This is a genomic window from Stenotrophomonas sp. YJH_SMC_133, assembly GCF_059370655.1.
The window spans coordinates 1-23,096 of the sequence record NZ_JCAFTW010000010.1; the positions used below are offsets into that span (position 1 = coordinate 1).

A 23,096-nucleotide genomic window follows, 5' to 3' on the forward strand; every position below is an offset into this window, starting at 1 on the left:
CGGTCGACTCTACCAAGCGGATTCCGTCGAACCGGTTGGTCGACTCCCGGCACGTGAAACGACCCGGCGGTAGAGTCGACTGTTAGTCGACTGCTCTTCGTCCAGATCGAGAAATCCCGCGCTGCGCGCGATAGTCGACCAACGGTCGACTCTACCAAGCGGATTCCGTCGAACCGGTTGGTCGACTCCCGGCACGTGAAACGACCCGGCGGTAGAGTCGACTGTTAGTCGACTGCTCTTCGGATCGAGAAAATCCCGCGCTGCGCGCGATAGTCGACTGACAGTCGACTCTACCCGTCCCCTCATCGCTGTCGGCCTGAAAAACAAAAGGCCCGGCGCTCGCCGGACCTTTCGCATCACGCATCACGGGTGATCGGTTACCAGATCACCACGCGCTTGTCGTCGGCACGCACCATCGCGTCGCCTGCCTTGCACTGGAACGCCGCAGCGAAGGACGGCATGTTCGACGGTGCACCGTTGGCTCGGAAGTTGGCCGGCGCATGCGGGTCGGTGTTCAGGCGTACGCGCAGCTCACCGTCGGTGAAGTTGCGGCGCCACACGGTGGCCCAGTTCATGAAGAAGCGCTGGTCCTGGCTGTGGCCATCCACTTCCACATTCGCCTTCGGGTCTTCCTTCAGCGCCATCTGCAGTGCGTCGTAGGCCACGGTCAGGCCACCCAGGTCGCCGATGTTCTCGCCCAGGGTCAGCTTGCCCTTCACGAACACGCCCGGCACCGACTCGTAGCCATCGAACTGTGCAACCAGCTGGTCGGTACGCTCGGTGAAGGCCTTGCGGTCGGCGTCGGTCCACCAGTTGTCGAAATTGCCGTTGGCGGCGAACTGGCTGCCCGAGTCGTCGTAGCCGTGCATCATTTCGTGGCCGATGACCGCACCGATGCCGCCGTAGTTCAGCGCCGGATCGGCCTTGGCGTCGAAGAACGGCGCCTGCAGGATCGCCGCCGGGAACACGATCTCGTTCTTGGTGGCGTTGTAGTAGGCGTTGACCGTCTGCGGGGTCATGCCCCACTCGGTCTTGTCCACCGGCTTGCCGATCTTGTCCAGCATGTAGCGGTAGTTGAACGCACGCGCTGCCTGCATGTTGCCCAGGTAGCTGTCGCCGTTGGTCTGCAGGCCCGCCCAGTCACGCCACTTGTCCGGGTAACCGATCTTCGGGGTGAAGCTGGCCCACTTTTCCAGCGCCTTCTTCTTGGTTTCTTCGCCCATCCACGGCAGCTGCTCCAGGCGCGCCTTCAGCGCCTGCGACAGGTTCTCCACCAGGTGCTGCATGGCCACCTTCGACTCGGCCGGGAACACGGCGTCGACGTACAGCTGGCCAAGGGCTTCACCCATGCCACCGTTGACCGACTCCAGCACGCGCTTCCAGCGCGGCTGCATTTCCTGCTGGCCGCGCAGGGTCTTGCCATAGAACTCGAAGTTGGCCTTCTCGAACTGGCTGCTCAGGTACGGCGAGGCGTCGTCGATGGTGTGGAAGCGCAGGTAGGCCTGCCAGGTGCTGGCCGGCACATCGGCCAGCATCTTGTCCATTTCACCGAAGAAGCCCGGCTGGGCCAGCGAGAACTTCTGTGCGGCCGGCACCTTCAGGGTGTCGAACAGCGCGGTCCAGCTGAAGTTCGGGGTCAGCTTGTCGGCGTCTGCGGCGCTGAGCGGGTTGTAGCGCTTGGCCGGGTCACGCATTTCGATGCGCGACATCGAGGCCTTGGCCAGGCGGGTCTCAAAGGCCATCACGGCCTTGGCCTGCTCGGCGGCCTGCGCGGCGTCCACGCCGGACAGAGTCAGCACCTGCGCGATGTAGGCCACGTAGGCGTCGCGGATCTTGGCCTGCGCATCGTCGAAGTAGTAGCCCTTCTCCGGCAGGCCCAGGCCGCCCTGGCCGACGTAGGCGATGACGTTGGCCGAATCCTTGTAATCAGCATTGGCAAACAGCGAGAACAGCACGCCCTTGCCCTCGGCCTGGCTGTCGCGCAGGTACTGAGTGATGGCGGCGGTATCGTTCAGCGCGGTGATCTTGTCCAGCTGCGGCTGCAGCGGCGCGAGGCCGGCGGATTCGATCTTGGCTTCGTCATTGCCGGTCTTCCAGATGTCACCGATCTTGGCTTCCACCGAGCCGGCCTTGGCCTGGCTGGCGGCGGCCTGCTGCACCAGCGCGTGCTGCACTTCCAGCGAGCGCTCGCGCAGGATCTCGAAGCTGCCCCAGGTGGTCTGGTCACCCGGCACCGGGTTGGCCTTCAGCCACTTGCTGTTGACGAAGCCATTGAGGTCGGTACAGGCCGAGATGGCCGGATCGAGGTCGGCGCTGTTGAGCGAGATCAGCGGCGTCTTGATCTGCGACAGGTCGAAGGCCGGCTTGGCGTCGGCACCGGCCGCCGGTGCGGTTTCGTTCTTGCCACAGGCCGCCAGCGAGGCAGCGATGGCGATGGTCAGGCCCAGCGGGACCAGGTTGCGGACGTTCATGAGGCTCTCCTGCGGGTAATTTCACAGGGTAGCCGGGGAGGCCCACGACAGGGACCGGCCAAAGGTCACAGGGGGAACGCCCGTGGTCGCAAGCGGATGTGTGCAGACCGTTGGTCCGCACACACACCCAGCAGAAGAATACTCACCAACGGTGGGTATCTACTTATTTCGCCTTGCCCTGGTTGGCCACGGCTTCAGCAGCCTTGCGCGCCGCTTCCGGGTCGCCCAGGTAGCGGAACGACTGCACCGTCAGGTCGTCGTTCAGTTCGAACAGCAGCGGGATGCCGGTCGGGATGTTCAGCTCGAGGATTTCCTCGCGCGAGACATTGTTGAGGTACTTGTACATCGCGCGCAGCGAGTTGCCGTGGGCGGTGACCAGCACGGTCTTGCCGTCCTTCAGCTGCGGCGCGATCGCGTCGTGCCAGTACGGCAGCACGCGATCCAGGGTGGTGGCCAGCGATTCGGTGCCCGGCAGCGCGTTGCGGTCCAGGCCGGCGTAGCGGCGGTCATGGATCGGGTGGCCCGGATCTTCCAGCTCCATCGGCGGCGGCGGGATGTCGTACGAACGGCGCCACACCTTGACCTGCTCCTCGCCGTGCTTGGCGGCGGTCTCGGCCTTGTCCAGGCCCTGCAGGCCGCCGTAATGACGCTCGTTGAGGCGCCAGGACTTGTTCACCGGCAGCCAGTCCTGCTCCAGCTCGGCCAGTGCACCCTGCAGGGTGTGGATGGCGCGCTTGAGAACGGAGGTGTGGGCGACGTCGAACTGCAGGCCTTCCTCACGCATCAGACGACCGGCGGCGGCCGCTTCCCGGCACCCCTGCTCGGTCAGGTCGACATCGACCCAGCCGGTGAAGCGGTTGTCCAGGTTCCACTGGCTCTGGCCATGGCGCAACAGTACGAGTTTACGGGTCACTGCAGGGTCTCCAACGCGAGGAAAGGCAGGCCGCCATTGTAGCCCCGGCCGCCACTCACCGGGCCGTGGCGCCACCCATGCGATGCTGTGGCCAATGAATACGGTGATCGACCCCGGGCGCTGGGAAGGAAGCGTCGCCGCGGCCCGCGCGCAGCAGCTCCAGCTGGCCGGCCGCGTGGAGCGCCAGGACCGCCTGCCCAACGACGTGCGCTGGCTGGCCGGGCTGGATGTGGGCTTTGAGGACAACGGTGCCACCACCCGCGCCGCAGCGGTCCTGCTGGATGCGAAGACATTGCAGCCCGTGGCGCAGGAAATAGCGCGCATTCCCACGGTGATGCCGTACATTCCCGGCCTGCTCAGCTTCCGCGAGCTGCCAGCGTTGTTGGCCGCGCTGGCACTGCTGCCGCGGGCGCCGGATCTGGTGTTCGTCGATGGCCACGGCATCAGCCATCCGCGCAGACTGGGCGTGGCCGCGCATCTGGGCGTGGTCACCGACCTGCCGAGCATCGGCGTGGCCAAGTCGAAACTGGTGGGCCGGTTCGTCGAACCAGGTGCCGAAGCAGGCGCGCATACGCCATTGATGGACGGTGACGAGCAGCTCGGCTGGGTGCTGCGCAGCAAGGTGCGCTGCAAGCCGCTGTTCGTGGCCGGCGGCCATCGGGTCAGTGCCGATACCGCGCTGGACTGGGTGCAGCGCACGCTGCGCGGTTACCGGCTGCCGGAACCGACCCGGCTGGCGGATCGGCTGGCCTCGCGACGGGACGAATGACCTTCGCTGTTCTCGACGGATGCAGCCTGCACGGTCGCGTCGGGACGACAGGGTAGAGTCGACTGTCAGTCGACTAACGCGCGCAGCGCGGGCTTCGTCGCAGCCTCGCCGGAGAGCAGTCGACTGACAGTCGACTCTACCAAGGCGGTTTCGCCCGGTCGGTTTCGTCCAAGCGGTTTCATCCATGCGGTTTCGCCCGACCGGTTTCACCCGATCCGCGTGACGGCATATCCCATTCAGCGATGCACGTGACCGCGATGGCCCTGCGCGTCCTCGCCGTGGTCATGGCCTTCATGGGCCTCGTGCTCACCGCCCTTGGCCGGCGCCGGCTCACCACAGGCTTCACCGCAGTGGTCCGCTTCAAGCTGCAGTGTCACGTGCTCGATGCCGAAGTCATCGTGCAGGCGCCCGCTCAGCTCACGGCGCAGCGCATCGGCTTCGGTGCCGTCGCGCATCACGACATGCGCGGTCAGCGCCGGCGTGCTGGAGGCCAGCGCCCACACGTGCAGGTCATGCACGTCCATTACCGCGGCATGGCTGGACAGGCTGTCGCGCACCTTGGCCACGTCCATGCCCTTGGGCACGCCTTCCAGCAGCACGTTGATCGCCTCGCGCATCAGCACCCAGGTGCGCGGCAACACCCACAGGCCGATCAGCACCGCCAGGATCGGATCGATCGGCTTCCAGCCGGTGAACTGGATCAGCACCGCACCCGCAATCACCGCCACCGAGCCGAGCATGTCCGCCCACACTTCCAGGTAGGCGCCCTTCACGTTGAGACTCTCGCCGCTGCCGGCCTGCAGCAGGCGCATCGAGATCAGGTTGATGACCAGGCCGGCCGAGGCGATCACCAGCATGCCGGTGGAGGCGATCTCCTGCGGCTTGCTGAAGCGCCCGACGGCTTCCCACAGGATGTAGCCGGCAACCACGAACAGCATCGCGCCGTTGATCATTGCGCCCAGCGCTTCCAGGCGCGCATAGCCGTAGGTGCGGCGCGCATCCGGCGGGCGCCGGCTCAGCCGCACCGCGACCAGCGCGATCATCAGGGCCAGCGCGTCGGTGGCCATGTGTGCCGCGTCGGACAACAGCGCCAGGCTGTTGGTCCAGAACGCGCCCACCACTTCGACGAGGAGGAAGGTGGAGGTCAGGCCGAGCGCCCACCACAAGGGCCTCTCATGGCGGATCTCGGACGGCAGGTGATCGTGGTCGTGGCCCATGGCAACAGCTCCTTTGCGATGGAGGCAGGCTACGCCGGCGGCCGTGGGGAAACTATCACGGTGTTTATAACATTGCAGACTGCACGCCGCGGCTCGCCGCAGCTTGCGCCCGTGCCGGGCCACACTATGATGACCCCATCCCCTCTGGATGGGGAACGGGCAGCCAGACCGCTTCGGCGTTGCGGCCCGCAATGGACACTCAAGCACAAGGAATCCGGAACATGTGGACTACCAAGACCCCCTGGGTCGCCGTCGCCGTGGCCTGCGCGCTGGGCACGGCCGCAAGCGCCTCGGCCAAGACCTGCCAGCAGAATTTCCAGGCGGTAGGCGATCCCCGCAATGGCCAGTTCTTCACCTCCGAAGTCACCCTCCCCGGCCTGAAGCCCCGCAGTGCGCTGGGCCAGCTGCGCAAGGCGGCACTCGACGAAGGCAACAACTTCGTCAGCGGTGATGTCATCACCGAGACCGAAGGCCAGATGTACGTGCTGCAGACCGACACCAAGATGCCGCTGGTCAGCATCATCACCGCCTCCAATGGCGGCAACGTGGTGGTCGGCACCAAGCTGTCACGCGGGCAGACCGCCAAGGAAGAGGACGCACGCAGCGCGCTGTGTGGCTGGCTGGACAAGCTCAAGACCGGCCCCGAAGGCGAGGCGATCGCAGAAGCCGTGCGTGTCTCCAGCGGTTTCGACAAGCCGATCCAGGCCACTGCGGTCGGCATGTCCACCGAAATGGGCAAGGACGCCAAGCGGCTGCAGCGGGAAATCAACACCGCACCGCTCAGGGCACTGTTCTCCGGCACCAGCACCCCGCCGGATACCGACGCGATGTACCAGCCGTTGCTCGTCAAGTATTTCGGCCGTCGTTTCATCATCGATGGCCAGGTCTACACCGCCCAGCCCAACCGCTTTGCCAAGACCTTCGAGGTGGGCTATCTGGTCACCAAGATGAAGGGCATCGGTGGCATCGGCGGACGCCAGTCGAACGACGACAACAATGCCAACTTCACCGTGCACTGTGCGCTGGCGCCGGATCAGATGGCGCTGGGCGCCACCCTGCGCGAGAACGACTGGGTGAAACTGGAAGGCGTGGTCGACAAGATGGACACCGGTGGCGTCCACCTGCGCGATTGCCGGCAGGTGAAGTAGCCTTCAGGCTGCGCCGGGGAACGCCCCGGCGCAGGCCTCATCGGGTCAGAACCCGAAGCGCAGGCTGGCCCAGTACGCGCGGCCCGGCTCGTTGTAGGTCGCCGCGCCGGCATCGCTGCTGTTGGCCTCGCGGAACAGGCGCTTGTCGGCCAGGTTGTTCACGCCGAAGCCGAAGCTGACCGTCTCGGTCACCTTGTAGCGCGCGCTCACGCCCCAGATGTTGTATGCACCGCGATCCTGCAGTGCGATCGATGGGTCGCAGGTGCCGGTGCAGCGCGGATCATTGTTGATGTTGGTAGTGGCCGGCTTCTGCTTGCCGTAGAACGTGCCGGTCAGCAGCAGCGACAGCTTGTCGGTGGCCTGCCAGTCCAGCATCGTGTTGACGGTGTACTTCGGAATCACCGACAGCGGCTGGCCGGTGCGCTTGTTCTCGTTCTCCACCATGTAGGTGAAGTTGTTGCTCCACTTCAGGCGGTTGCCCTGCTCGCCCAGCAGCGGGATTACCAGGTTGCCTTCCAGCCCCTGCACGATCGCCTTCGGCGCGTTCTCCCAGCGGAAGATGCGGCCCCTGGTGTCGGCAGTCAGGGCGATCTGGGTGTAGCCGGCCTGGATCTTGTCCTTGTAGTCGTTATGGAAGTACGTCAACGAGGCCTGCCAGCCGCTCTGCGGTGCCCACTCGATGCCGAGTTCCTTGTTCAGGCTGGTTTCCGCCTTCAGGTCCGCATTGCCGCGCATGTAGCAGCCGGAGCCCAGGCTCGGCAGTGCATTCGGGCAGCCATTGCCACGGGTGTAATACAGATAGTCCGGATTCGACTGGTACAGGTTCGGCGCCTTGAACGCCCGGGCGATGCCGCCCTTCACCACCCAGTCGCCGTTGATGCGGAACTGCGCGTTGAGGCTGGGGCTGGTGTTGTTGCCGAACTGGCTGTGGTGGTCGAAGCGCAGGCCCGGGGTAACGATCCAGCGCTCACCCAGGTAGATGTTGTCTTCGACGAACACGGCGGTGGTCTGCGCATCGGCCTTGCCCCGCGCACGATCGGCCGACAGCCCCGGGATGCCGCCGCCGCTGCTGCTGGACTGGCTCATCGAGTACGGGTCGGTCAGGCGGCTGTCCAGGTATTCAAAGCCAAGCGTCCAGATGTTCTCGGCACCACCCAGCGTGGCCGGGAAGCTCACTTCGCCGTCCAGCTGGTAGTTGCGCAGTCGCGAGGTCGACCAGTCGCTGCCGTTGAAGCTGCCTTCCGGGCCACCGGCCAGGCCTTCGTTGATGCGTGAGTTGTTCACCGCCTCCACCGCGGCCGTCACCCGCGAGGTCACGTCGCCCCAGCGGCCACGATGGGTGATCGCGCCGGTGTTGCGGTACATGCGGTTGGTCTCCGCTTCGCCCTCGGCCAGTGCCGCCAGGTCAACACCGGTCGATGTACCGGTGGTGCTGACCGCGCGATCACCAGCGTAGATGTTGCCCTGGCGGCTGGTGCCGGCTTCGAACTCCACCACCTGGTTGGCGGTCACGTCCCAGCGCAGCAGCGCGTTGACATCGCGGTTCTTGACGCCCTCGCGGCCGGCCGGCGGCACCGCGTTGGGGTTGGTAGCGTACTGGCGGTTGAGCTCCAGCGAGTCCGCGTCGGTCTTGTTGAGATTGCCGTACAGGCGGAACGACAGGGTGTCGGTCATCGGCCCACTCAGCTGCAGGCCGACGCGTTCGCTGCCACCTTCGGCGCTGTGTTCGGGCACCAGCCCATACAGGTCCACCGCACCGGTCAGGTCACCGGTCGGGCGCTTGGTGATGATGTTGACCACGCCGCCGGAGGCACCGGAGCCATAGCGTGCCGCCGCCGGGCCGCGCAGCACTTCGATGCGCTCGATCATTTCCGCCGGCACCCAGTTGGTGTCACCGCGGGTATTGCGCTCGCCGCTGCGCCCCATGCGCACGGCATCGCGTGCGCCGATGCGCTTGCCATCGACCAGGATCAGGGTGTTTTCCGGGCCCATGCCGCGCAGGTCGATCTGGCGGTTGTTGCCGTACTGGCCCGAGGCGCTGTTGCCGGTCAGGTTGACGCCCGGCATGGTCCGCAACAGCTCGGCGATGTCGTTGGCTGGCGGGCGCCGGGCGATATCCTCGGCGGTGATGGTCGAGGTGCCCAGTGCCTGGCGCGCGATCTGCGAGGCGGTGACGTGCACCGTGTCGATATCGGTGGCGTCGGTTTCGGCCTGGGCGGTCAGGGCGCTGCCCGCCAGCAGGGCGGCAACGGCAAGCGCCAGCGGGCGCGGCGAATGGACAACGGCAGGAGACATGATCAGGACCTTCTGGCAGGGCTGCGGGGCCTCTGGCAAAGGGCTTGAGGCAACGACGAGGGGGGGGAGGCGGAGCCGTCCTGCAGGCACCTGCAGCCCGCTCCGTGCGCGCATTCTCCCATCAATGCGAGTGATTCTCAAATGCGTTCACTCATTGCCGCAGCGGCGTCGATGTGCTTTGCGCACCGTGCAAGCCTGCACCGCGCGTAAACTGCCCGGCTACCCCGCCATCAACCGTATGCCGCCGCGGCCGATACCCGTGGTTTGCCGTACGCAGTCAGAGATCGACGTGGAACCACCCCAACTGGACGATGCCAGCCAGCCGCTGGCCGAGGCCTGGCAGCAATGCCTGCTACAGGCCGGCCCTGCCGCCACCGCGCTGCTCAAGGCCGCTGCCACCGATGCCCCACCCGCGCTGGCCCAGCGCTTTTACGAAGTGCTGCTGCACGACGGGCGCGCACGCCGCTTCCTGTCCCACGACCAGGTCAAGCAGCGCCTGCAGCCGGCCATGCAGCGCTGGCTGGTACAGCTGCTGACCACCGACGCCGCTGGCATCGCCACCACGGTCGCCTCGCAGCGGGTGATCGGCGACGTACACGCACGGGTCGGCATCCCGGTCGACCTGGTCACCCGCGGTGCGCGCGTGCTCAAGCACGAGCTGTTCGTGCGCCTGCGGGACGACGCGCCCGACAGCGCGACCGCGTTCGCCGCCATCGCCTGCTTCAGCGCGATCATGGACATCGCCATGGAAGGCATGACCCTGGCCTACACCCATGCGCGCGAGCGCTCCACCCGTGCCGACGCCGCCTACCGGCTGTTCTCGCTGGTACAGAACGTCGGTACCGAACGCGAGCGCCAGCGCGCATTGCTGCTGGACTGGGAGAACGCCCTGCTCTACGCCCTCGCCGGCCACGTGCAGGCCAGCGACAACGCCAGCCTGGCCACCTCGGAGTTCGGCCTGTGGTTCACCCACAAGGGCATCCCCAGCTTCGGCGAAAGCAGCGAAACGCAGCAGGTGGGCCAGTTGATGGCCCGCATTGACGGCCACCTGCAGCGCGCGAGTGGCGATGCTCCGGCGCAGCGACTGGCGGTGCTGCCGGCCATCCGCGAGGACCTGGCCGCCATCCGCACCCTGATGACGCTGCTGTTCGAGCGCATCGGCGAACTGGATGCCGGCAGCGACGCGCTGACCAACCTGCTCAACCGTCGCTTCCTGCCCACCGTGCTGCGCCGGGAAATCGAGCTGGCCACGCGCAACCGCACACCGTTCTCGCTGCTGCTGCTCGACCTGGATCATTTCAAGGCAATCAACGACGGCCATGGCCACGATGCCGGCGACCGTGCGTTGCAGCACGTGGCCGGCCTGCTCGGCCAGCTCACGCGTGGCAGCGACTACCTGTTCCGCTATGGCGGCGAAGAATTCGTGGTGGTGCTGGTGGCGGCCAGCGAATCACAGGCGACCGTGATCGCCGAGAGCCTGCGCCGGCAGATCGCGCAATCGCCCGTTGCGCTGGCCAATGGCCAGGTGCTGGAGCTGACCGCCAGCATCGGCGTGGCCGGTCACGATGGTCATCCGGACTACGAGCGGTTGATGGCACGTGCCGACGCCGCGATGTACGAGGCCAAGCGCAGCGGCCGCAACCGCGTGGTGGTCGCCAGCGCGGACCTGCAGGAAGCCCCGGGGCGGCGTGCACTGCAGCGATGACGGCAGGACAGGTAGAGTCGACCGCTGGTCGACTATCGCGCGCAGCGCGGGATTTTTCGCCGTCGGAACGAAGAGCAGTCGACTAAAAGTCGACTCTACCGGTTCGCGCGCCAGCCGCTGCTTTCACCGCCCCCACCCGCCATGCTGCCCACCACAGCAGCGCCAGCAACGCGATGCCTGCCCCCAGCAGGCACACAGCGGGCCAGCCATGCCGCACCTGCATCCAAGGCCCCGCCGCCGCTCCCGCACCGCTGCCCACCGCATAGAACAGCATGTACAACGCCACCAGGCGCCCATGCTGTTCTGCCGGTGCACGCAGCAACGATGCCTGGTTCGAGACATGCAGTGCCTGGCCGCCCAGGTCGAGCACGACCACACCCAGCAACAGCAAGGACAGCGAATGCGGCAGGCCCAGCAGCGGCCACCACGCGACCAGCATCAACAACAGCGCGCCGAGGCTGACCCGATGCGCGAAACCACGGTCCATCCAGTGTCCGACCCGCGCCGCCATCAGCGCACCGACCACGCCGGCCAGGCCGAGCGCGCCGATGGTTGCGGTCGACCAGTGCAGCGGCGGTGCCGACAGCGGCAAGGGTGCCGCCGCCCAGAACACATTGAGGCCGGCAAACAGCAGCAATGCCAGCGGCCCGCGCTCGCGCAGCGTTCGATCGCGGCGCAGCATGCCCAGCATCGAGCCCAGCAGCTCGCGCCAGCGTGGAGGGACCGACGGCACCGGTACTGCGGGCAGGCGCCGCCACAGCAGCGCCGCCAACGCTGCCATCACCACCGCTGACAGCAGGTAGACCCTCTGCCAGCCAAAGGCCGCCGCCACCGTACCGGACACCACGCGCGCCAGCAGCAGGCCGATGAACACGCCGCCCTGCACCACACCAACCACGCGACCGCGCTGCTCGGGCGGTGCCAGCATGGCGGTATAGGCAATCAGGCCCTGGGTCAGCGCGGTGCCCAGCAGGCCTGCCAGCAGCATGCCCGACAACAGCCAGCTCGCCGTGCGTGACGCCGCCAGCCACAACAGGGCCAGCACCAGCGCGATCAACTGCAGCCGCAGCAGGCGTCGCCGGTCGCCGCGGTCTGCCAGCGGCAGCAGGCCAAGCAATGCCAGCACGCTGCCGGCCTGGGTGGCAGCCAGCACTGCGCCGGCCACCGCCCGGTCCAGCGCAAAGGCGCGTGCAAGCTGATCCAGCAGCGGCTGCGCGTAGTAGACGTTGGCGACGCTGGCGCCGGCGGCAGCCGCAAGCAGGACCAGCAGCGGGCGGGGAAGCGATGTCGCACTCATCATATGGTTGCAATTTGAAACCAGATGCAGGCTATCGCCATTGGTTTTAAACTGCAACCACATTCGGAGATACCCAGCATGCACGCCGACAGCCCCTGCCCTGTAGCCCGCAGTGCCGACCTGCTCGGTGACCGCTGGGCATTGCTGGTGATCCGCGACGCGTTCGACGGCATCACCCGCTTCGGTGATTTCCAGCGCAGCCTCGGCGCGGCGCGCAACATCCTCAGCGACCGCCTGCGCCGGCTGGTCGAGGCCGGCATCCTGCAGCTGCAGTCAGCCTCCGATGGATCGGCCTACCAGGAGTACGTGCTCACCGCCGCAGGCCTGGAACTGTTCCCGCTGCTGGTCGCACTGCGCCAGTGGGGAGAGCGCCATCGCTTCGGTGCAGGCGAAGGCCATTCGCAGCTGATCGAATTGGCGACGCGGCGGCCGCTGCCCTACATGCAGCCGCGCGGGCGCGATGACCAGCCGCTTCAGCCCACTGCCACCCGCGTGCGCAAGCTCAAGGACGACGGGCGCGACACCTGATCCGCCCATTCGCGCACACCGACGGACGCCCGCGCCGGTTAGCATCGGATCTTTCCGCCGCTGGATGCCGCCGATGTCGCGCTGTCGCCCTTCCCTGCTGACCGCCCTGCTGTTGCCGCTGCTGGCCTGCGCCACAGCAACCACGCAGGCCCGCGAGGTTGCCGCGCCCGCCGACCACGTACAGGCCGATGGACCCTATGTGTTCCGCCAGGGCAACCAGCTGCAGGCCAGATGGATCTGCGACGACAAGGTCGAGTCGCACACACTTGCCACGCAGGCCGCAGGCACCGACATCACCCCGCGTTGCGGCTACGAACACAGCGTGCACGTGGCCGCCCCGAATGCTCCGTCGGTCTCCGTGCTGCCGGCCGTGCCGCGCATCGTGGCGCTGTCCGACATCCACGGCCAGTACGGGCTGCTGGTGCGCCTGCTGCGTGCCCACCAGGTCATCGACGCACAGGACCGCTGGGCGCTGGGCAAGGACACCCTGGTCATCGCCGGCGATGTGTTCGACCGCGGCCCGCAGGTAACCGAAGCCTTCTGGCTGCTGTATGGCCTGCAGCAGCAGGCGGCCGCCGCCGGCGGCGCGGTGCACTTCGTGCTCGGCAACCACGAGACCATGGTGCTGTACGACGACCTGCGCTACGTCAACCCGAAATACCTGCGCAGCGCCCAGCTGCTCGGCCGCAGCTACCCGCAACTGTATGGCGCCGACTCGGTGATCGGCCAGTGGCTGCGCACCCGCCCGGTGCTGCTGAAGATCGGCGATACCCTGTTCCTGCACGGCGGCATCTCGCCCGAGGCGGTGCAGCTGGCGCTGGACCCGGCACGCACCAACGCGGCCTATCAGGCCTCGCTGGGCCTGCCCAAGGCCGAAGTGAAGGCCGACCCGGCCACCGCACCGCTGTATGACGGCAAGACCAGCCCGATCTGGTACCGCGGCTATTTCGATGGCCGCCTCGACACCGCGGGTGTGCAGGCTGTGCTCGACCGCCTGCAGCTCAAGCGCATCGTGGTTGGCCATACCTCGATGCCGCACGTCAGCAGCTTCCACGGCGACCGCGTGATCGCCATCGACAGCAGCATCAAGAACGGCGAGAACGGCGAACTGCTGTTCATCGAGGGTGGCAAGCTCAGCCGTGGCCTGCTGGATGGTTCGCGGGTGCCGCTGGCGCTGGGTGAGCCGGGCCTGCAGGACTGAATGGAGGGACAGCGCGACGGTGCCGGGAGGTGCCGGCGCGCTCCACCTGCAGCCGGTTTGCGGCTACCCTCGGCAGCCGAGAGGCCCACCCCGTCCATCCGGTGGGCCTGACCGTTACAGGAGCCCCGCGCATGCGCGTTCTGATTGCTGAAGACGACCCGGATATCGCCTCCGGCCTGTGCGCCTCGCTGCGCCGGCAGGGGCACGTGGTCGACCACGTCGACAACGGTGCGCACGCCGATGCTGCACTGGGCTCGACGCAGTACGCGCTGCTGGTACTGGACCTGGGGCTGCCGCAGCTGGATGGCCGCGACGTGCTGCAGCGCCTGCGCCAGCGCGGTGATGGCCTCGCAGTGCTGGTGGTGACCGCCCGTGACGGCCTGGCCGAGCGCGTGCGTGTGCTCGACCTGGGTGCCGATGACTACCTGGTCAAGCCGTTCGCGCTGGACGAGTTCGAAGCGCGCGTGCGCGCCCAGCTGCGCCGGGTCACCAGCAATGGCAACCCGGACCTGCGCATCGGCCGCCTTCGCATCGACCTGGCCGGGCATCGGGTGTGGATCGACGACCAGTCGCTGGAACTGACCGCACGCGAGTTCGGCCTGCTGTCGGCACTGGCAGTGCGCGCCGAGCGCATCGTGTCACGCGCGCAGTTGGTGGAAGCGCTGTGCGACTGGGGCCAGGACCTGACCGACAACGGTCTGGACATCGCCCTGCACCGCCTGCGCCGCAAGCTGCAGCCCGGCGGCATGGGCATCCGCACCGTGCGCGGGCTGGGCTACATGCTGGAAGACGTGCAGGACGACAGCACCCCGTGATCAGTGGACCGCCCAGCCTGCGCCGGCGCCTGCTCGCCTTCCTGGCGCTGCCGATGCTGGGTCTGCTCACCTTCAACACGATCCTGGCCTACTACGTTGCGCTGGACTATTCCAACCGCATCCACGACCGCAACCTGATCGACGACACGCATTCGTTCGCGCAGATGCTGAGCACCATGCCGGTGACCAGCGACCTGTCGCCGCAGGCGCGCTTCCTGATCGAGTACGACCCCGACGGCCATCGCTACTTCAACGTCGACAGCAGCCGCATGGGTACGCTCAGCGGCAATGCCGACTTCAGCCCGTATGCCCCTTCTCAGGACTGCACCGGCGTGCATCCGGCGCTGTACGACGGCAACCTCAATGGCCAGCAGGTGCGCATGGCCACGGTCTGCACGCAGGCGATGAACGATCCGCAGGACCAGCTGGCGGTGACCGTGGCCGAGAGCATGGCCGACCGCCGACAGCGGGCGCGCGAGATCCTGATGATCATCATCCCGCTGATGACCATGCTGGCGCTGGGCACCGCAGCGCTGGTCTGGTTCGGCGTGACCTACGGCCTGCGCATCCTCACGCCGCTGAGGACCCGCCTGGCGCAGCGCCGTGGCGAACTGGCACCGATCTCCGACGCCGACGTACCGGAGGAGATCCAGCCACTGATCAGCACCATCGACGATCTGTTTGCCCGCCAGGCGGAAATGATCACCCTGCAGAACCGCTTCATCGCCGATGCCGCGCACCAGCTGCGTTCGCCGCTGGCGGGCATGGCCCTGCACGTGGACCAGGCGCTGGCACACGGTGACCCCGATACGGTGCGCGAGGCGCTGCAGCACATCCGCCGGCTCAACCAGCGCACTGCCCGGGTCAGCACCCAGCTGCTGGCGCTGAGCCGGGCGCAGACCGTGCCCGATACCGTGGAAGCACTGGACCTGTGCGAGCTGGTGCCGCAGTGGGTTGGCATGCGCGTGCCGGAGGCGATCCGCGATGGCATCGACCTCGGCTACCGCGGCAGCCCCCATCCGCTGCGTGTGCTCGGCAACGGCGCCATGCTGCAGGAGGCGCTGGACAACCTGATCGACAACGCCCTGCGTTATGCCGGCCGCAATGCCACCGTCACGGTGGGCATGCACGCGCTGGACGACAATGATGTCGAACTCTATGTGGAAGACAACGGCCCCGGCGTGCCCGACGACGTGATGCCACGGCTGGGCGAGCGCTTCTTCCGGGCGCCGGGCACTGCTGCCAGCGGCACCGGCCTCGGCCTGGCCATCGCGCACGAGGCGGTAGAGCACTTCGGCGGCCGCCTGAGCTTTCTGAACCGCCCGGGCGGGGGCCTCAAGGTCGCCATCATGCTGCCGCTGCTGAAGGCCCCCTGACCCGGCCCGGCGCGCTGAAAGGCTGGTGAAAATCGCGCTTGCGATCCTGCCATCCCCACTGCCGTCCCGGAGCCGCCAGGTGACCGAATCGCACGACTTCTTCCTCCCCGGTGGCCCCCAGGGCGTGCTGCTGGTCCATGGCCTGACCGGCACCCCGGCGGAAATGCGCATGCTGGGCAAGGGGCTGAACAATGCCGGCTTCACCGTCCACGGCGTGCAGCTGCCCGGCCATTGCGGCACCGTGGATGACCTGCTGGCGACCACCTGGGAACAGTGGTACCAGGGCGTGGAAGATGCGGCGGCCGCCCTGCGCGGCAAGGTCGACCAGCTGTTCGTGGGTGGACTGTCGATGGGCGCGGTACTTTCGCTGGCGTTGGCGGCACGTCGCCCGGAGTGGGTGTCCGGCGTGGGCGTGTACGGCGCCACTTTCCGTTACGACGGCTGGAACATTCCCGCCGTGGCCCGCTTCTCGTTCCTCCTGCCGTGGTTCAAGCGCTTCAACATCGGCCGCGACCGCATGTTCATGGAAGAACCGCCGTACGGCCTGCGCGACGAGCGCCTGCGCGCGCAGGTCAGCGCCGCCATGCTGTCCGGCGACAGCGCCGCCGCCGGCCTGCCGGGCAATCCCTGGCATGCGCTGGCCGAGATGCGTGCGCTGAGCAACTGGACCCGCCGCCACCTGCACCAGGTCACCGCACCGTGCCTGGTGATGCACGCCCGCGAAGACGATGTGGCCAGCATGGGCAACGCTGAGCTGGTGATGTCGCGGGTCAGCGGCCCGAAGGAACTGGTGGTGCTGGAAGACAGCTACCACATGATCACCATCGATCGCGAACGCCGCGATGTGATCCGTCGCAGCGCGCGCTTTTTCACCGAGATCGGTGAACGCACGGGCGTGCTCAAGGCGGTGGCCTGAGATGGGGGCACTCGCCACCCTGCTGTGGCTGGCCAATGTGGTACTCGATACCGGTGGCCAGCTCGCCTTCAAGGCCGCCGCCAGCGATCCGCAGGAAGGCGAAGGACTGCAACGCTGGAAACACATGCTCAGCCGCCCCTGGCTGTGGATCGGCATCGCCTGCTACGTGCTCGAGTTCGTGGCCTGGATTGCGTTCCTGTCGCTGGTGCCGCTGTCCAAGGGCGTGCTGCTGGGCTCGATCAACATCGTTGCGTTGATGATCGCCGGTCGTTTCCTGTTCCGCGAGAAGCTCACGCCGCTGCGGGTGGCCGGCATGCTGCTGGTCACCGCGGGCGTGGCGGTGGTGGGGGCCGGCTCATGAGGCGCCTGTATGTGATCGGTTTCCCGCTGCTGATGGCCTTCGACACGCTGGCCCAGCTGTGCTTCAAGTACGCCGGTGACGCCGCGCTGCCGGTCGAGGCCAACACCGCCTGGCTGCTGCGCGTGCTGTCGCAGCCGTGGGTGTATGGCGCCATCCTCGGCTACGTGGGTGCGTTCTTCACCTGGATGAGCCTGCTGCGCCATGCGCCAATCGGCCCTGCATTTGCCGCATCGCACCTGGAAGTGATCAGCGTTCTGCTGCTGTCGGCGTGGCTGTTGAACGAGCCGCTGACCCTGCACCATCTGTTAGGTGCGGTACTGATCGTGGCCGGCATCGTCTGCCTCGGCCGCGCTGAAGCGGACGACCCGCACAGTCCCGCCGAAAGCGCGTCGTGAGCGGGCTGCGATGAGCCTGTTCGCGCGCGAACTGCCACCTACCGCTGGCCTGCCGATTCAGGCCAGCGATTTCCTGCCCGGTGGCGGCGACCTGCGCGAAGTCCTGGCCAGCCAGCTCGGCACACCGCCACTGCAGCTGACCTGTTCCGGCACGCACGCACTGCTGATCGCGCTGCGTACGCTGCGCAAGCGCGCGCCAAGGCGCGACACCGTGATCATGCCGGCCTATACCTGCCCGCTGGTGCCGATCGCGGTGCACAGCCTGGGCCTGCGCGTGCAACTGTGCGATACCCGTCGTGGCCACTTCGACTTTGATCCCGGCCAGCTCAGGCGTCTGGCCGATGCGCGCACGCTGGCGATCCTGCCGACCCACCTGGGCGGGCGCATCGCCGATGTCGAGCTGGCCTGCGAGGTTGCGCGCGGCGCCGGCGCCTGGGTGATCGAGGATGCCGCGCAGGCGCTCGGCGCACGCGTTGGCAACACCAGTGTCGGCCTGCGCGGCGATATCGGATTCTTCAGCCTGGCCGCCGGCAAGGGCCTGAGCCTGCACGAAGGCGGCCTGCTGGTCAGCCGCGATGACGAACTGCGTGCCGCGCTGGCCGAACATGCCGTCCAGCACGTTCGCTCCAGCCTGCGCTGGGAGCTGCTGCGCAGCGTGCAGTTGATCGGCCTTGCTGCCTGCTATCGCCCTTCGCTGCTGTCGCTGGTGTATGGCAATCCATTGCGCAGTGCGCTTCAACGCGACGATCTGGAAGAAGCGGTCGGTGACATTTTCCCGCTTGATATACCGCAGCACCGGGTCAGCCACTGGCGGCAGAACATCGGCGCGCATGCCGCGCGGCGCTTGCCGGCGTTCCTGCAGGCCGGTCGCCTGCGTGCGTTGCAGCTGCGCGTGCAGCTGGCACAGCTGCCAGCCGTTGAGGTGGTCGACGGCCTCGCCGGCAGCGGTGGCACCTGGCCACTGCTGATGCTGCTGCTGCCCAGCCAGCGCGCCCGCGATGCCGTACTGAAGGACCTGTGGCCACGTGGTCTCGGCGCCAGCCGCATGTTCATCCATGCCCTGCCCGGCTACGCGTACCTGCGCGGCATCGTGCCGCAGGACGACATGCCCAATGCACGCGACTTCGCCGCACGCATGCTGACCCTTGGCAACAGCGCCTGGCAGACCCGCGAAGAGACTGCCGAAATACTGCAGGTCCTGGCCCGCGCCTGACCCGAACGTGCACGCGTGGCCTGCCCTCCGCGCATTCATCCGTGCACCTTCCTGAACGTTTTCCCAGCCTGTCAGAAGAGCCTTTCAACAGGAAAGGAACGAGAAAGGCGGCCTGCCTACATTGAGCCTGCCCCGGCATCGGGCCGGGCGTTTCTTTCATCGACGGACCTGCCCATGCACTGGAGCATCCTGTGTGACTTCGACGGCACCATCAGCCTCGAAGATGTCATCGACTCGCTGCTGGAAAAGTACGGCCAGCCGGGCTGGCAGGAACTGGAAGACCAGTGGAAAGCGGGAAAGATCGGCTCGCGTGAATGCATGCAGGGCCAGGTGCGGCTGCTGAAACTGGACCCGGCCACGCTCGACGCCCATCTGGACCAGGTACAGATCGATCCGGGCTTCGCCGCCTTTGTCAGCCGTGCCGAACAGCTGGGCCTGCCGCTGCGCATCGTCAGTGACGGCCTGGACTATGCGATCCACCGCATCCTGGCCAACCACGGCCTGTCGCAGCTGCCGGTGGTGGCCAACCACCTGCGCTGGTGCGAAGACCATTGGGAACTGGAGTCGCCCTACCAGGCCGAAGGCTGCCGCAGTGGCACCTGCAAGTGCACCTGCGCCGCGCAGGCGCGCGCCAACGAAGCACCGCGCGTGCTGATGATCGGTGACGGCAGCTCGGATTTCTGTGTGTCCGAAGACGCCGACTTCGTGTTCGCCAAGCGCCGCCTGATTACCCATTGCACGAATGCCGGCATCGAGCATGCCGCCATCGACACCTTCCACGATGCAGTCGCACTGTTGCCGCGCCTGCTCGATGGCAGCCTGCTGCAGCCACGTCGCATCGACGCCCGCCCGCAGCCCGCCGCACTGCCCCCGCTGCTGGCCACCGCCTGAGCACTCCCTCCAAGCACGCTCCCCCGTCGCCCCTTTCGAACGTCCTTCACGGAACCGAACTGCATGAACATTTTTGACAAGAACGCCGACGCCGCTGCCTCCGACGCGCAGCTGCTGGCCGACGAAGCCCGCTACAGCTCCTTCGGCGATACCGTCCACTACGTCGACCCGCCGAAGATCTTCCAGCGCGGCGAAGGCAGCTACATGTTCGACGGTGCGGGCGTGCCCTACCTCGATCTGCAGATGTGGTACTCGGCCTGCAACTTCGGCTACAGCAACAAGCGCCTGAATGACGCGCTGAAGGACCAGATCGACACCCTGCCGCAGGTCGCCAGCCAGTACCTGCATCCGACCCGCGTGCAGCTGGCCAAGACCATTGCCGTGGACATGCACGAGAAATTCGGCCTCGACGGTCGCGTGCATTTCAATGTCGGCGGCGCGCAGGCCATTGAAGACTCGCTGAAGATCGTGCGCAACGCGCGCGGCGGCAAGAGCCTGATGTTCGCCTTCGAAGGCGGCTACCACGGCCGCACCCTGGGTGCCTCGTCGATCACCTCCAGCTACCGCTACCGCCGCCGCTACGGCCACTTCGGCGAGCGCGCGATGTTCATCCCGTTCCCGTACCCCTTCCGTCGCCCGAAGGGCATGACCCCGGACGAGTATTCCGACCACTGCGTGTGGCAGTTCGAGCGCCTGTTCGAAAGCGAGTACAACGGCGTGTGGGACCCCAAGGTCGGCCAGGCCGAGTACGCCGCGTTCTACGTCGAGCCGATCCAGGGCACCGGCGGCTACGTCATTCCGCCGCGCAACTTCTTCACCGGCCTCAAGCGCGTGCTGGACAAGTACGGCATCCTGATGGTGGTCGATGAGATCCAGATGGGCTTCTGGCGTACCGGCAAGCTGTGGTCGATCGAGCACTTCGGCGTGACCCCGGACGTGCTGGTGTTCGGCAAGGCGCTGACCAACGGCCTGAACCCGCTGTCCGGCCTGTGGGCACGCGAAGAGCTGATCAACCCGACCGTGTTCCCGCCGGGTTCCACCCACTCCACCTTCAACTCCAACCCGCTGGGCACCCGCCTGGGCCTGGAAGTGTTGAAGCTGGGAAAGGAAATGGACTACGAGCGCACCGTGCCGGAAAAGGGCGCGTACTTCCTCGACGGCCTGCGTGGCCTGCAGAAGCGCCACCCGGAAATCGGCGACGTCGACGGCCTGGGCCTGGCCCTGCGCGCCGAAATCTGCCAGGCCGACGGCTACACCCCGAACAAGGAACTGCTGGACCGCATGGTCGACATCGGCCTGGCCGGTGACCTCCTGCACGACGGCAAGCGCATGGGCCTCGTGCTCGACGTAGGTGGCTGGTACAAGAACGTGATCACCTTCGCGCCGTCGCTGGACATCAGCTACGAAGAGATCGACCTGGCGATCACCCTGCTCGACCAGGCGCTGACCAAGGCCAAGGGCTGAGGCTGGATGGGCTGCCGGTTCCCGTGCCGATGGAGATGACGTCACGCGCATCCAGCACCGCGCTGGAACCGGCCGCGCTGCTGGAGGGCTTCCTGGCCCATCCGCCGCTCGGATTCGAGGCAGGCCGCCTTCCCAGCGGCCTGCCGACTTTCCGTGCGCCGCTGGACCTGACCACCACGATGGACGACGCGCTGCGCAGCAAGCTGCTCGGCCTGCCGCTGTCGCGCCTGTGGCGGCCTTGGATCACCTGGAAGACCCGCTTCGTCGGTGCCACCAGCACCGAGTACACCCCACTGCCGGCGCACGTGGCGCCGGAGGCGCTGGCCGAGGACGTGACGCGTCACGCGATCGGCGATACCCGGCTGCTGGTGGTCAAGGACCTGGCCATCGATTCACCGCTGCTGGACGACGCGGCCAATGCGCACAGCGCGGCGTTCCTGCAGGCCTTGCTGACGCGCGGCTTCGTTGAACTGGAAGGCATGCCGCTTGCCTGGGTGGCGATCGATTTCGATTCGCTCGATGGCTACCTCGGCCGCCTGTCGTCCTCGCGCCGCAAGAACATCCGGCGCAAGCTCCGTTCGCGTGATGACCTGCAGGTCGACTGCATCGCCACCGGTGATCCCGCCTTGGCCGACCCACGGCTGCAGGCCGAGTTGTATGCGCTGTACCTGGGCGTGTATGCGCAGAGCGCGGTGCATTTCGACCAGCTCGACCTGACCTATTTCCAGTACCTGCTGGCCGACAGCCAGGGCCAGGGACGGATGTTCCTGTACCGCCACCAAGGGCAGCTGATCGGCTGGAACCTGTGCTACATCCACGCCGGAAAGCTGGTGGACAAGTACATCGGTCTGGCCTACCCGCAGTCACGCGAGCACAACCTGTACGCGGTCAGCTGGATGCACAACCTCGAGTATGCCCTGCAGCACGGCCTGAGCCACTACGTGGCCGGCTGGACCGACTCGCGGATCAAGGCCGAACTGGGCGCCCGCTTCACCTCCACCCGGCACGCGATCCACGCCCGTTCCCCGCTGCTGCGCGCCGCCCTGCGCCGGCTGGCCCCGTACCTGCAGGGCGAAGCTGATGGAGGCGGTTGAACGATGACGTTGCGTTCTCCGTTGATCCTCGACCTGGACGGTGGCGTGCTGCCGCTGCCCCAGGCGCAGACCCTGGCCCTGCCGCAGTGGCACGATCCACTGCGCTTTGCCTGCAGCAATGCCACCCTGGACCGTTTCGCCACTGAAGTGCTGGCGCCGCTGCCCGCGCAGCTCGGCACGGTCATGCTCGGCAGTGGCGACTTCCACCACCTCAGCCTGCCGCTGTTGCGCCGCATGCGCACACAGGCGCCGTTTCAGTTGGTAGTGCTGGACAACCATCCGGACAACATGCGTTTTCCGTTCGGCATGCATTGTGGCTCATGGGTGAATGCCGCCAGCAAGCTGCCGCAGATCTCGCACATCCATGTGCTCGGCATTACCTCCAGCGACATCGGCCTCGGCCATGCCTGGGAGAACCACTGGCGCCCGCTGCTGGGCGGTCGCTTGACGTACTGGTGCATGGACGTGGATGTCAGCTGGGGCCATCGCCTCGGCATGGGCCACGCGTTCCGCCGCTTCGAGCACCCCGAAGCGCTGGTGGCCGCGTTCGCTGCCGAACAGGCCAAGTCGCCGCAGCCGGCCTACCTGTCGATCGACAAGGACGTGTTCGCCGAGGACGTCGCGCGCAGCAACTGGGACCAGGGCCGATTCCAGCTGGAAGACGCGCTGGTGGTGATCGAAGCGCTGCGTGCCGGCGGCCTGGTCGGCAGTGACATCACCGGCGAGGTGTCGCTGGCCACCTACCAGAGCCGCTTCAAGCGCTGGCTGTCGTCGCTGGATGGCCAGCCGGACATCAGCGCCGATGATCTTCCCGCCTGGCAGGCGCGTCACCAGCAGGTGAACCGCGAACTGCTGGCGGCAATCGCCGCCGTACCGACGGCCTGCTGACCGCGCCGGTAATGCCGGCCGCGGGCCGGCGTGGCTTCGGTAGTGCCGGCCGCTGGCCGGCAATGCCAACCGAGGTTGGCATCTACCAGACCAATGCCGGCCAGCGGCCGGCACTACACTGGGCGCCTACCCCAGGAGC

General features: G+C 67.1%; 20 protein-coding genes. 15 read left to right on the plus strand and 5 right to left on the minus strand.

Annotation, left to right across the window (positions count from 1 at the left end; genetic code table 11):
- Positions 1 to 377: 377 nt before the first annotated feature.
- Positions 378 to 2,471, minus strand: a complete 2,094-nt coding sequence (locus AC5P78_RS14965; RefSeq protein ID WP_005412666.1) for a M13 family metallopeptidase — start codon at positions 2,469 to 2,471, stop codon at positions 378 to 380.
- 163 nt (positions 2,472 to 2,634) lie between these two features.
- Positions 2,635 to 3,384, minus strand: a complete 750-nt coding sequence (gene gpmA, locus AC5P78_RS14970; protein WP_138969740.1) for a 2,3-diphosphoglycerate-dependent phosphoglycerate mutase — start codon at positions 3,382 to 3,384, stop codon at positions 2,635 to 2,637.
- Between the two features lie 94 nt (positions 3,385 to 3,478).
- On the opposite strand from gpmA, the gene nfi reads away from it, so the two are divergent.
- The gene (gene nfi, locus AC5P78_RS14975) at positions 3,479 to 4,153 is read left to right on the plus strand and encodes a deoxyribonuclease V (RefSeq protein ID WP_049397958.1); all 675 of its coding nucleotides are present in this window, start codon (positions 3,479 to 3,481) and stop codon (positions 4,151 to 4,153) included.
- Between the two features lie 236 nt (positions 4,154 to 4,389).
- On the opposite strand, the gene AC5P78_RS14980 is transcribed toward nfi, so the two are convergent.
- Positions 4,390 to 5,370 (minus strand): cation diffusion facilitator family transporter, encoded by a 981-nt coding sequence (locus AC5P78_RS14980; protein ID WP_111197919.1) that lies wholly within the window; start codon positions 5,368 to 5,370, stop codon positions 4,390 to 4,392.
- A 221-nt stretch (positions 5,371 to 5,591) separates the two neighbouring features.
- On the opposite strand from AC5P78_RS14980, the gene AC5P78_RS14985 reads away from it, so the two are divergent.
- Positions 5,592 to 6,518 carry a hypothetical protein gene (locus tag AC5P78_RS14985; RefSeq protein ID WP_005408676.1) on the plus strand — a complete coding sequence of 309 codons (927 nt, stop codon included), beginning with the start codon at positions 5,592 to 5,594 and terminating at the stop codon, positions 6,516 to 6,518.
- A 45-nt stretch (positions 6,519 to 6,563) separates the two neighbouring features.
- Here AC5P78_RS14985 and AC5P78_RS14990 read toward each other — a convergent pair whose 3' ends face one another.
- On the minus strand, positions 6,564 to 8,813 hold the full coding sequence (locus tag AC5P78_RS14990; protein ID WP_099527864.1) for a TonB-dependent siderophore receptor: 2,250 nt from the start codon (positions 8,811 to 8,813) through the stop codon (positions 6,564 to 6,566).
- Between the two features lie 289 nt (positions 8,814 to 9,102).
- Here AC5P78_RS14990 and AC5P78_RS14995 point away from each other — a divergent pair, with 289 nt between their 5' ends.
- Positions 9,103 to 10,518 (plus strand): GGDEF domain-containing protein, encoded by a 1,416-nt coding sequence (locus tag AC5P78_RS14995; protein ID WP_282256174.1) that lies wholly within the window; start codon positions 9,103 to 9,105, stop codon positions 10,516 to 10,518.
- 82 nt (positions 10,519 to 10,600) lie between these two features.
- On the opposite strand, the gene AC5P78_RS15000 is transcribed toward AC5P78_RS14995, so the two are convergent.
- Entirely contained in the window at positions 10,601 to 11,818 is a 1,218-nt protein-coding gene (locus AC5P78_RS15000; protein WP_005412671.1) for an MFS transporter, read from the minus strand.
- A 75-nt stretch (positions 11,819 to 11,893) separates the two neighbouring features.
- On the opposite strand from AC5P78_RS15000, the gene AC5P78_RS15005 reads away from it, so the two are divergent.
- The 12 genes from AC5P78_RS15005 (at position 11,894) to AC5P78_RS15060 (ending at position 22,957) form a co-directional block, all read left to right on the plus strand.
- Entirely contained in the window at positions 11,894 to 12,343 is a 450-nt protein-coding gene (locus AC5P78_RS15005; protein ID WP_043035537.1) for a winged helix-turn-helix transcriptional regulator, read from the plus strand.
- 73 nt (positions 12,344 to 12,416) lie between these two features.
- Entirely contained in the window at positions 12,417 to 13,544 is a 1,128-nt protein-coding gene (locus AC5P78_RS15010; RefSeq protein ID WP_414498586.1) for a metallophosphoesterase, read from the plus strand.
- A 131-nt stretch (positions 13,545 to 13,675) separates the two neighbouring features.
- A complete protein-coding gene (locus AC5P78_RS15015) occupies positions 13,676 to 14,359 on the plus strand; it encodes a response regulator (RefSeq protein WP_076739576.1) in 684 nt (227 codons plus the stop codon).
- Positions 14,356 to 15,735, plus strand: coding sequence for a sensor histidine kinase (locus AC5P78_RS15020; RefSeq protein WP_099527827.1), 1,380 nt, complete (start codon positions 14,356 to 14,358; stop codon positions 15,733 to 15,735). The genes AC5P78_RS15015 and AC5P78_RS15020 overlap by 4 nt, the downstream gene beginning before the upstream one ends.
- A 79-nt stretch (positions 15,736 to 15,814) precedes the next feature.
- A complete protein-coding gene (locus AC5P78_RS15025) occupies positions 15,815 to 16,651 on the plus strand; it encodes an alpha/beta hydrolase (protein ID WP_005412675.1) in 837 nt (278 codons plus the stop codon).
- Position 16,652: 1 nt separating this feature from the next.
- Entirely contained in the window at positions 16,653 to 17,012 is a 360-nt protein-coding gene (locus AC5P78_RS15030) for an EamA family transporter (protein ID WP_111151368.1), read from the plus strand.
- Positions 17,009 to 17,407 (plus strand): DMT family transporter, encoded by a 399-nt coding sequence (locus tag AC5P78_RS15035; protein ID WP_005408666.1) that lies wholly within the window; start codon positions 17,009 to 17,011, stop codon positions 17,405 to 17,407. Before AC5P78_RS15030 ends, AC5P78_RS15035 begins: the two co-directional genes overlap by 4 nt.
- Positions 17,408 to 17,417: 10 nt before the next feature.
- Entirely contained in the window at positions 17,418 to 18,620 is a 1,203-nt protein-coding gene (locus tag AC5P78_RS15040) for a DegT/DnrJ/EryC1/StrS family aminotransferase (protein WP_201864055.1), read from the plus strand.
- A gap of 174 nt (positions 18,621 to 18,794) precedes the next feature.
- The gene (locus AC5P78_RS15045) at positions 18,795 to 19,511 is read left to right on the plus strand and encodes an MtnX-like HAD-IB family phosphatase (RefSeq protein ID WP_005408664.1); all 717 of its coding nucleotides are present in this window, start codon (positions 18,795 to 18,797) and stop codon (positions 19,509 to 19,511) included.
- A 63-nt stretch (positions 19,512 to 19,574) separates the two neighbouring features.
- Complete coding sequence (locus AC5P78_RS15050) at positions 19,575 to 20,975, plus strand: aspartate aminotransferase family protein (RefSeq protein WP_005408663.1); 1,401 nt, start codon at positions 19,575 to 19,577, stop codon at positions 20,973 to 20,975.
- 29 nt (positions 20,976 to 21,004) lie between these two features.
- On the plus strand, positions 21,005 to 22,069 hold the full coding sequence (locus AC5P78_RS15055; protein WP_201864054.1) for a GNAT family N-acetyltransferase: 1,065 nt from the start codon (positions 21,005 to 21,007) through the stop codon (positions 22,067 to 22,069).
- A gap of 3 nt (positions 22,070 to 22,072) precedes the next feature.
- Positions 22,073 to 22,957, plus strand: coding sequence for an arginase family protein (locus tag AC5P78_RS15060; RefSeq protein ID WP_201864053.1), 885 nt, complete (start codon positions 22,073 to 22,075; stop codon positions 22,955 to 22,957).
- Positions 22,958 to 23,096: the final 139 nt, after the last annotated feature.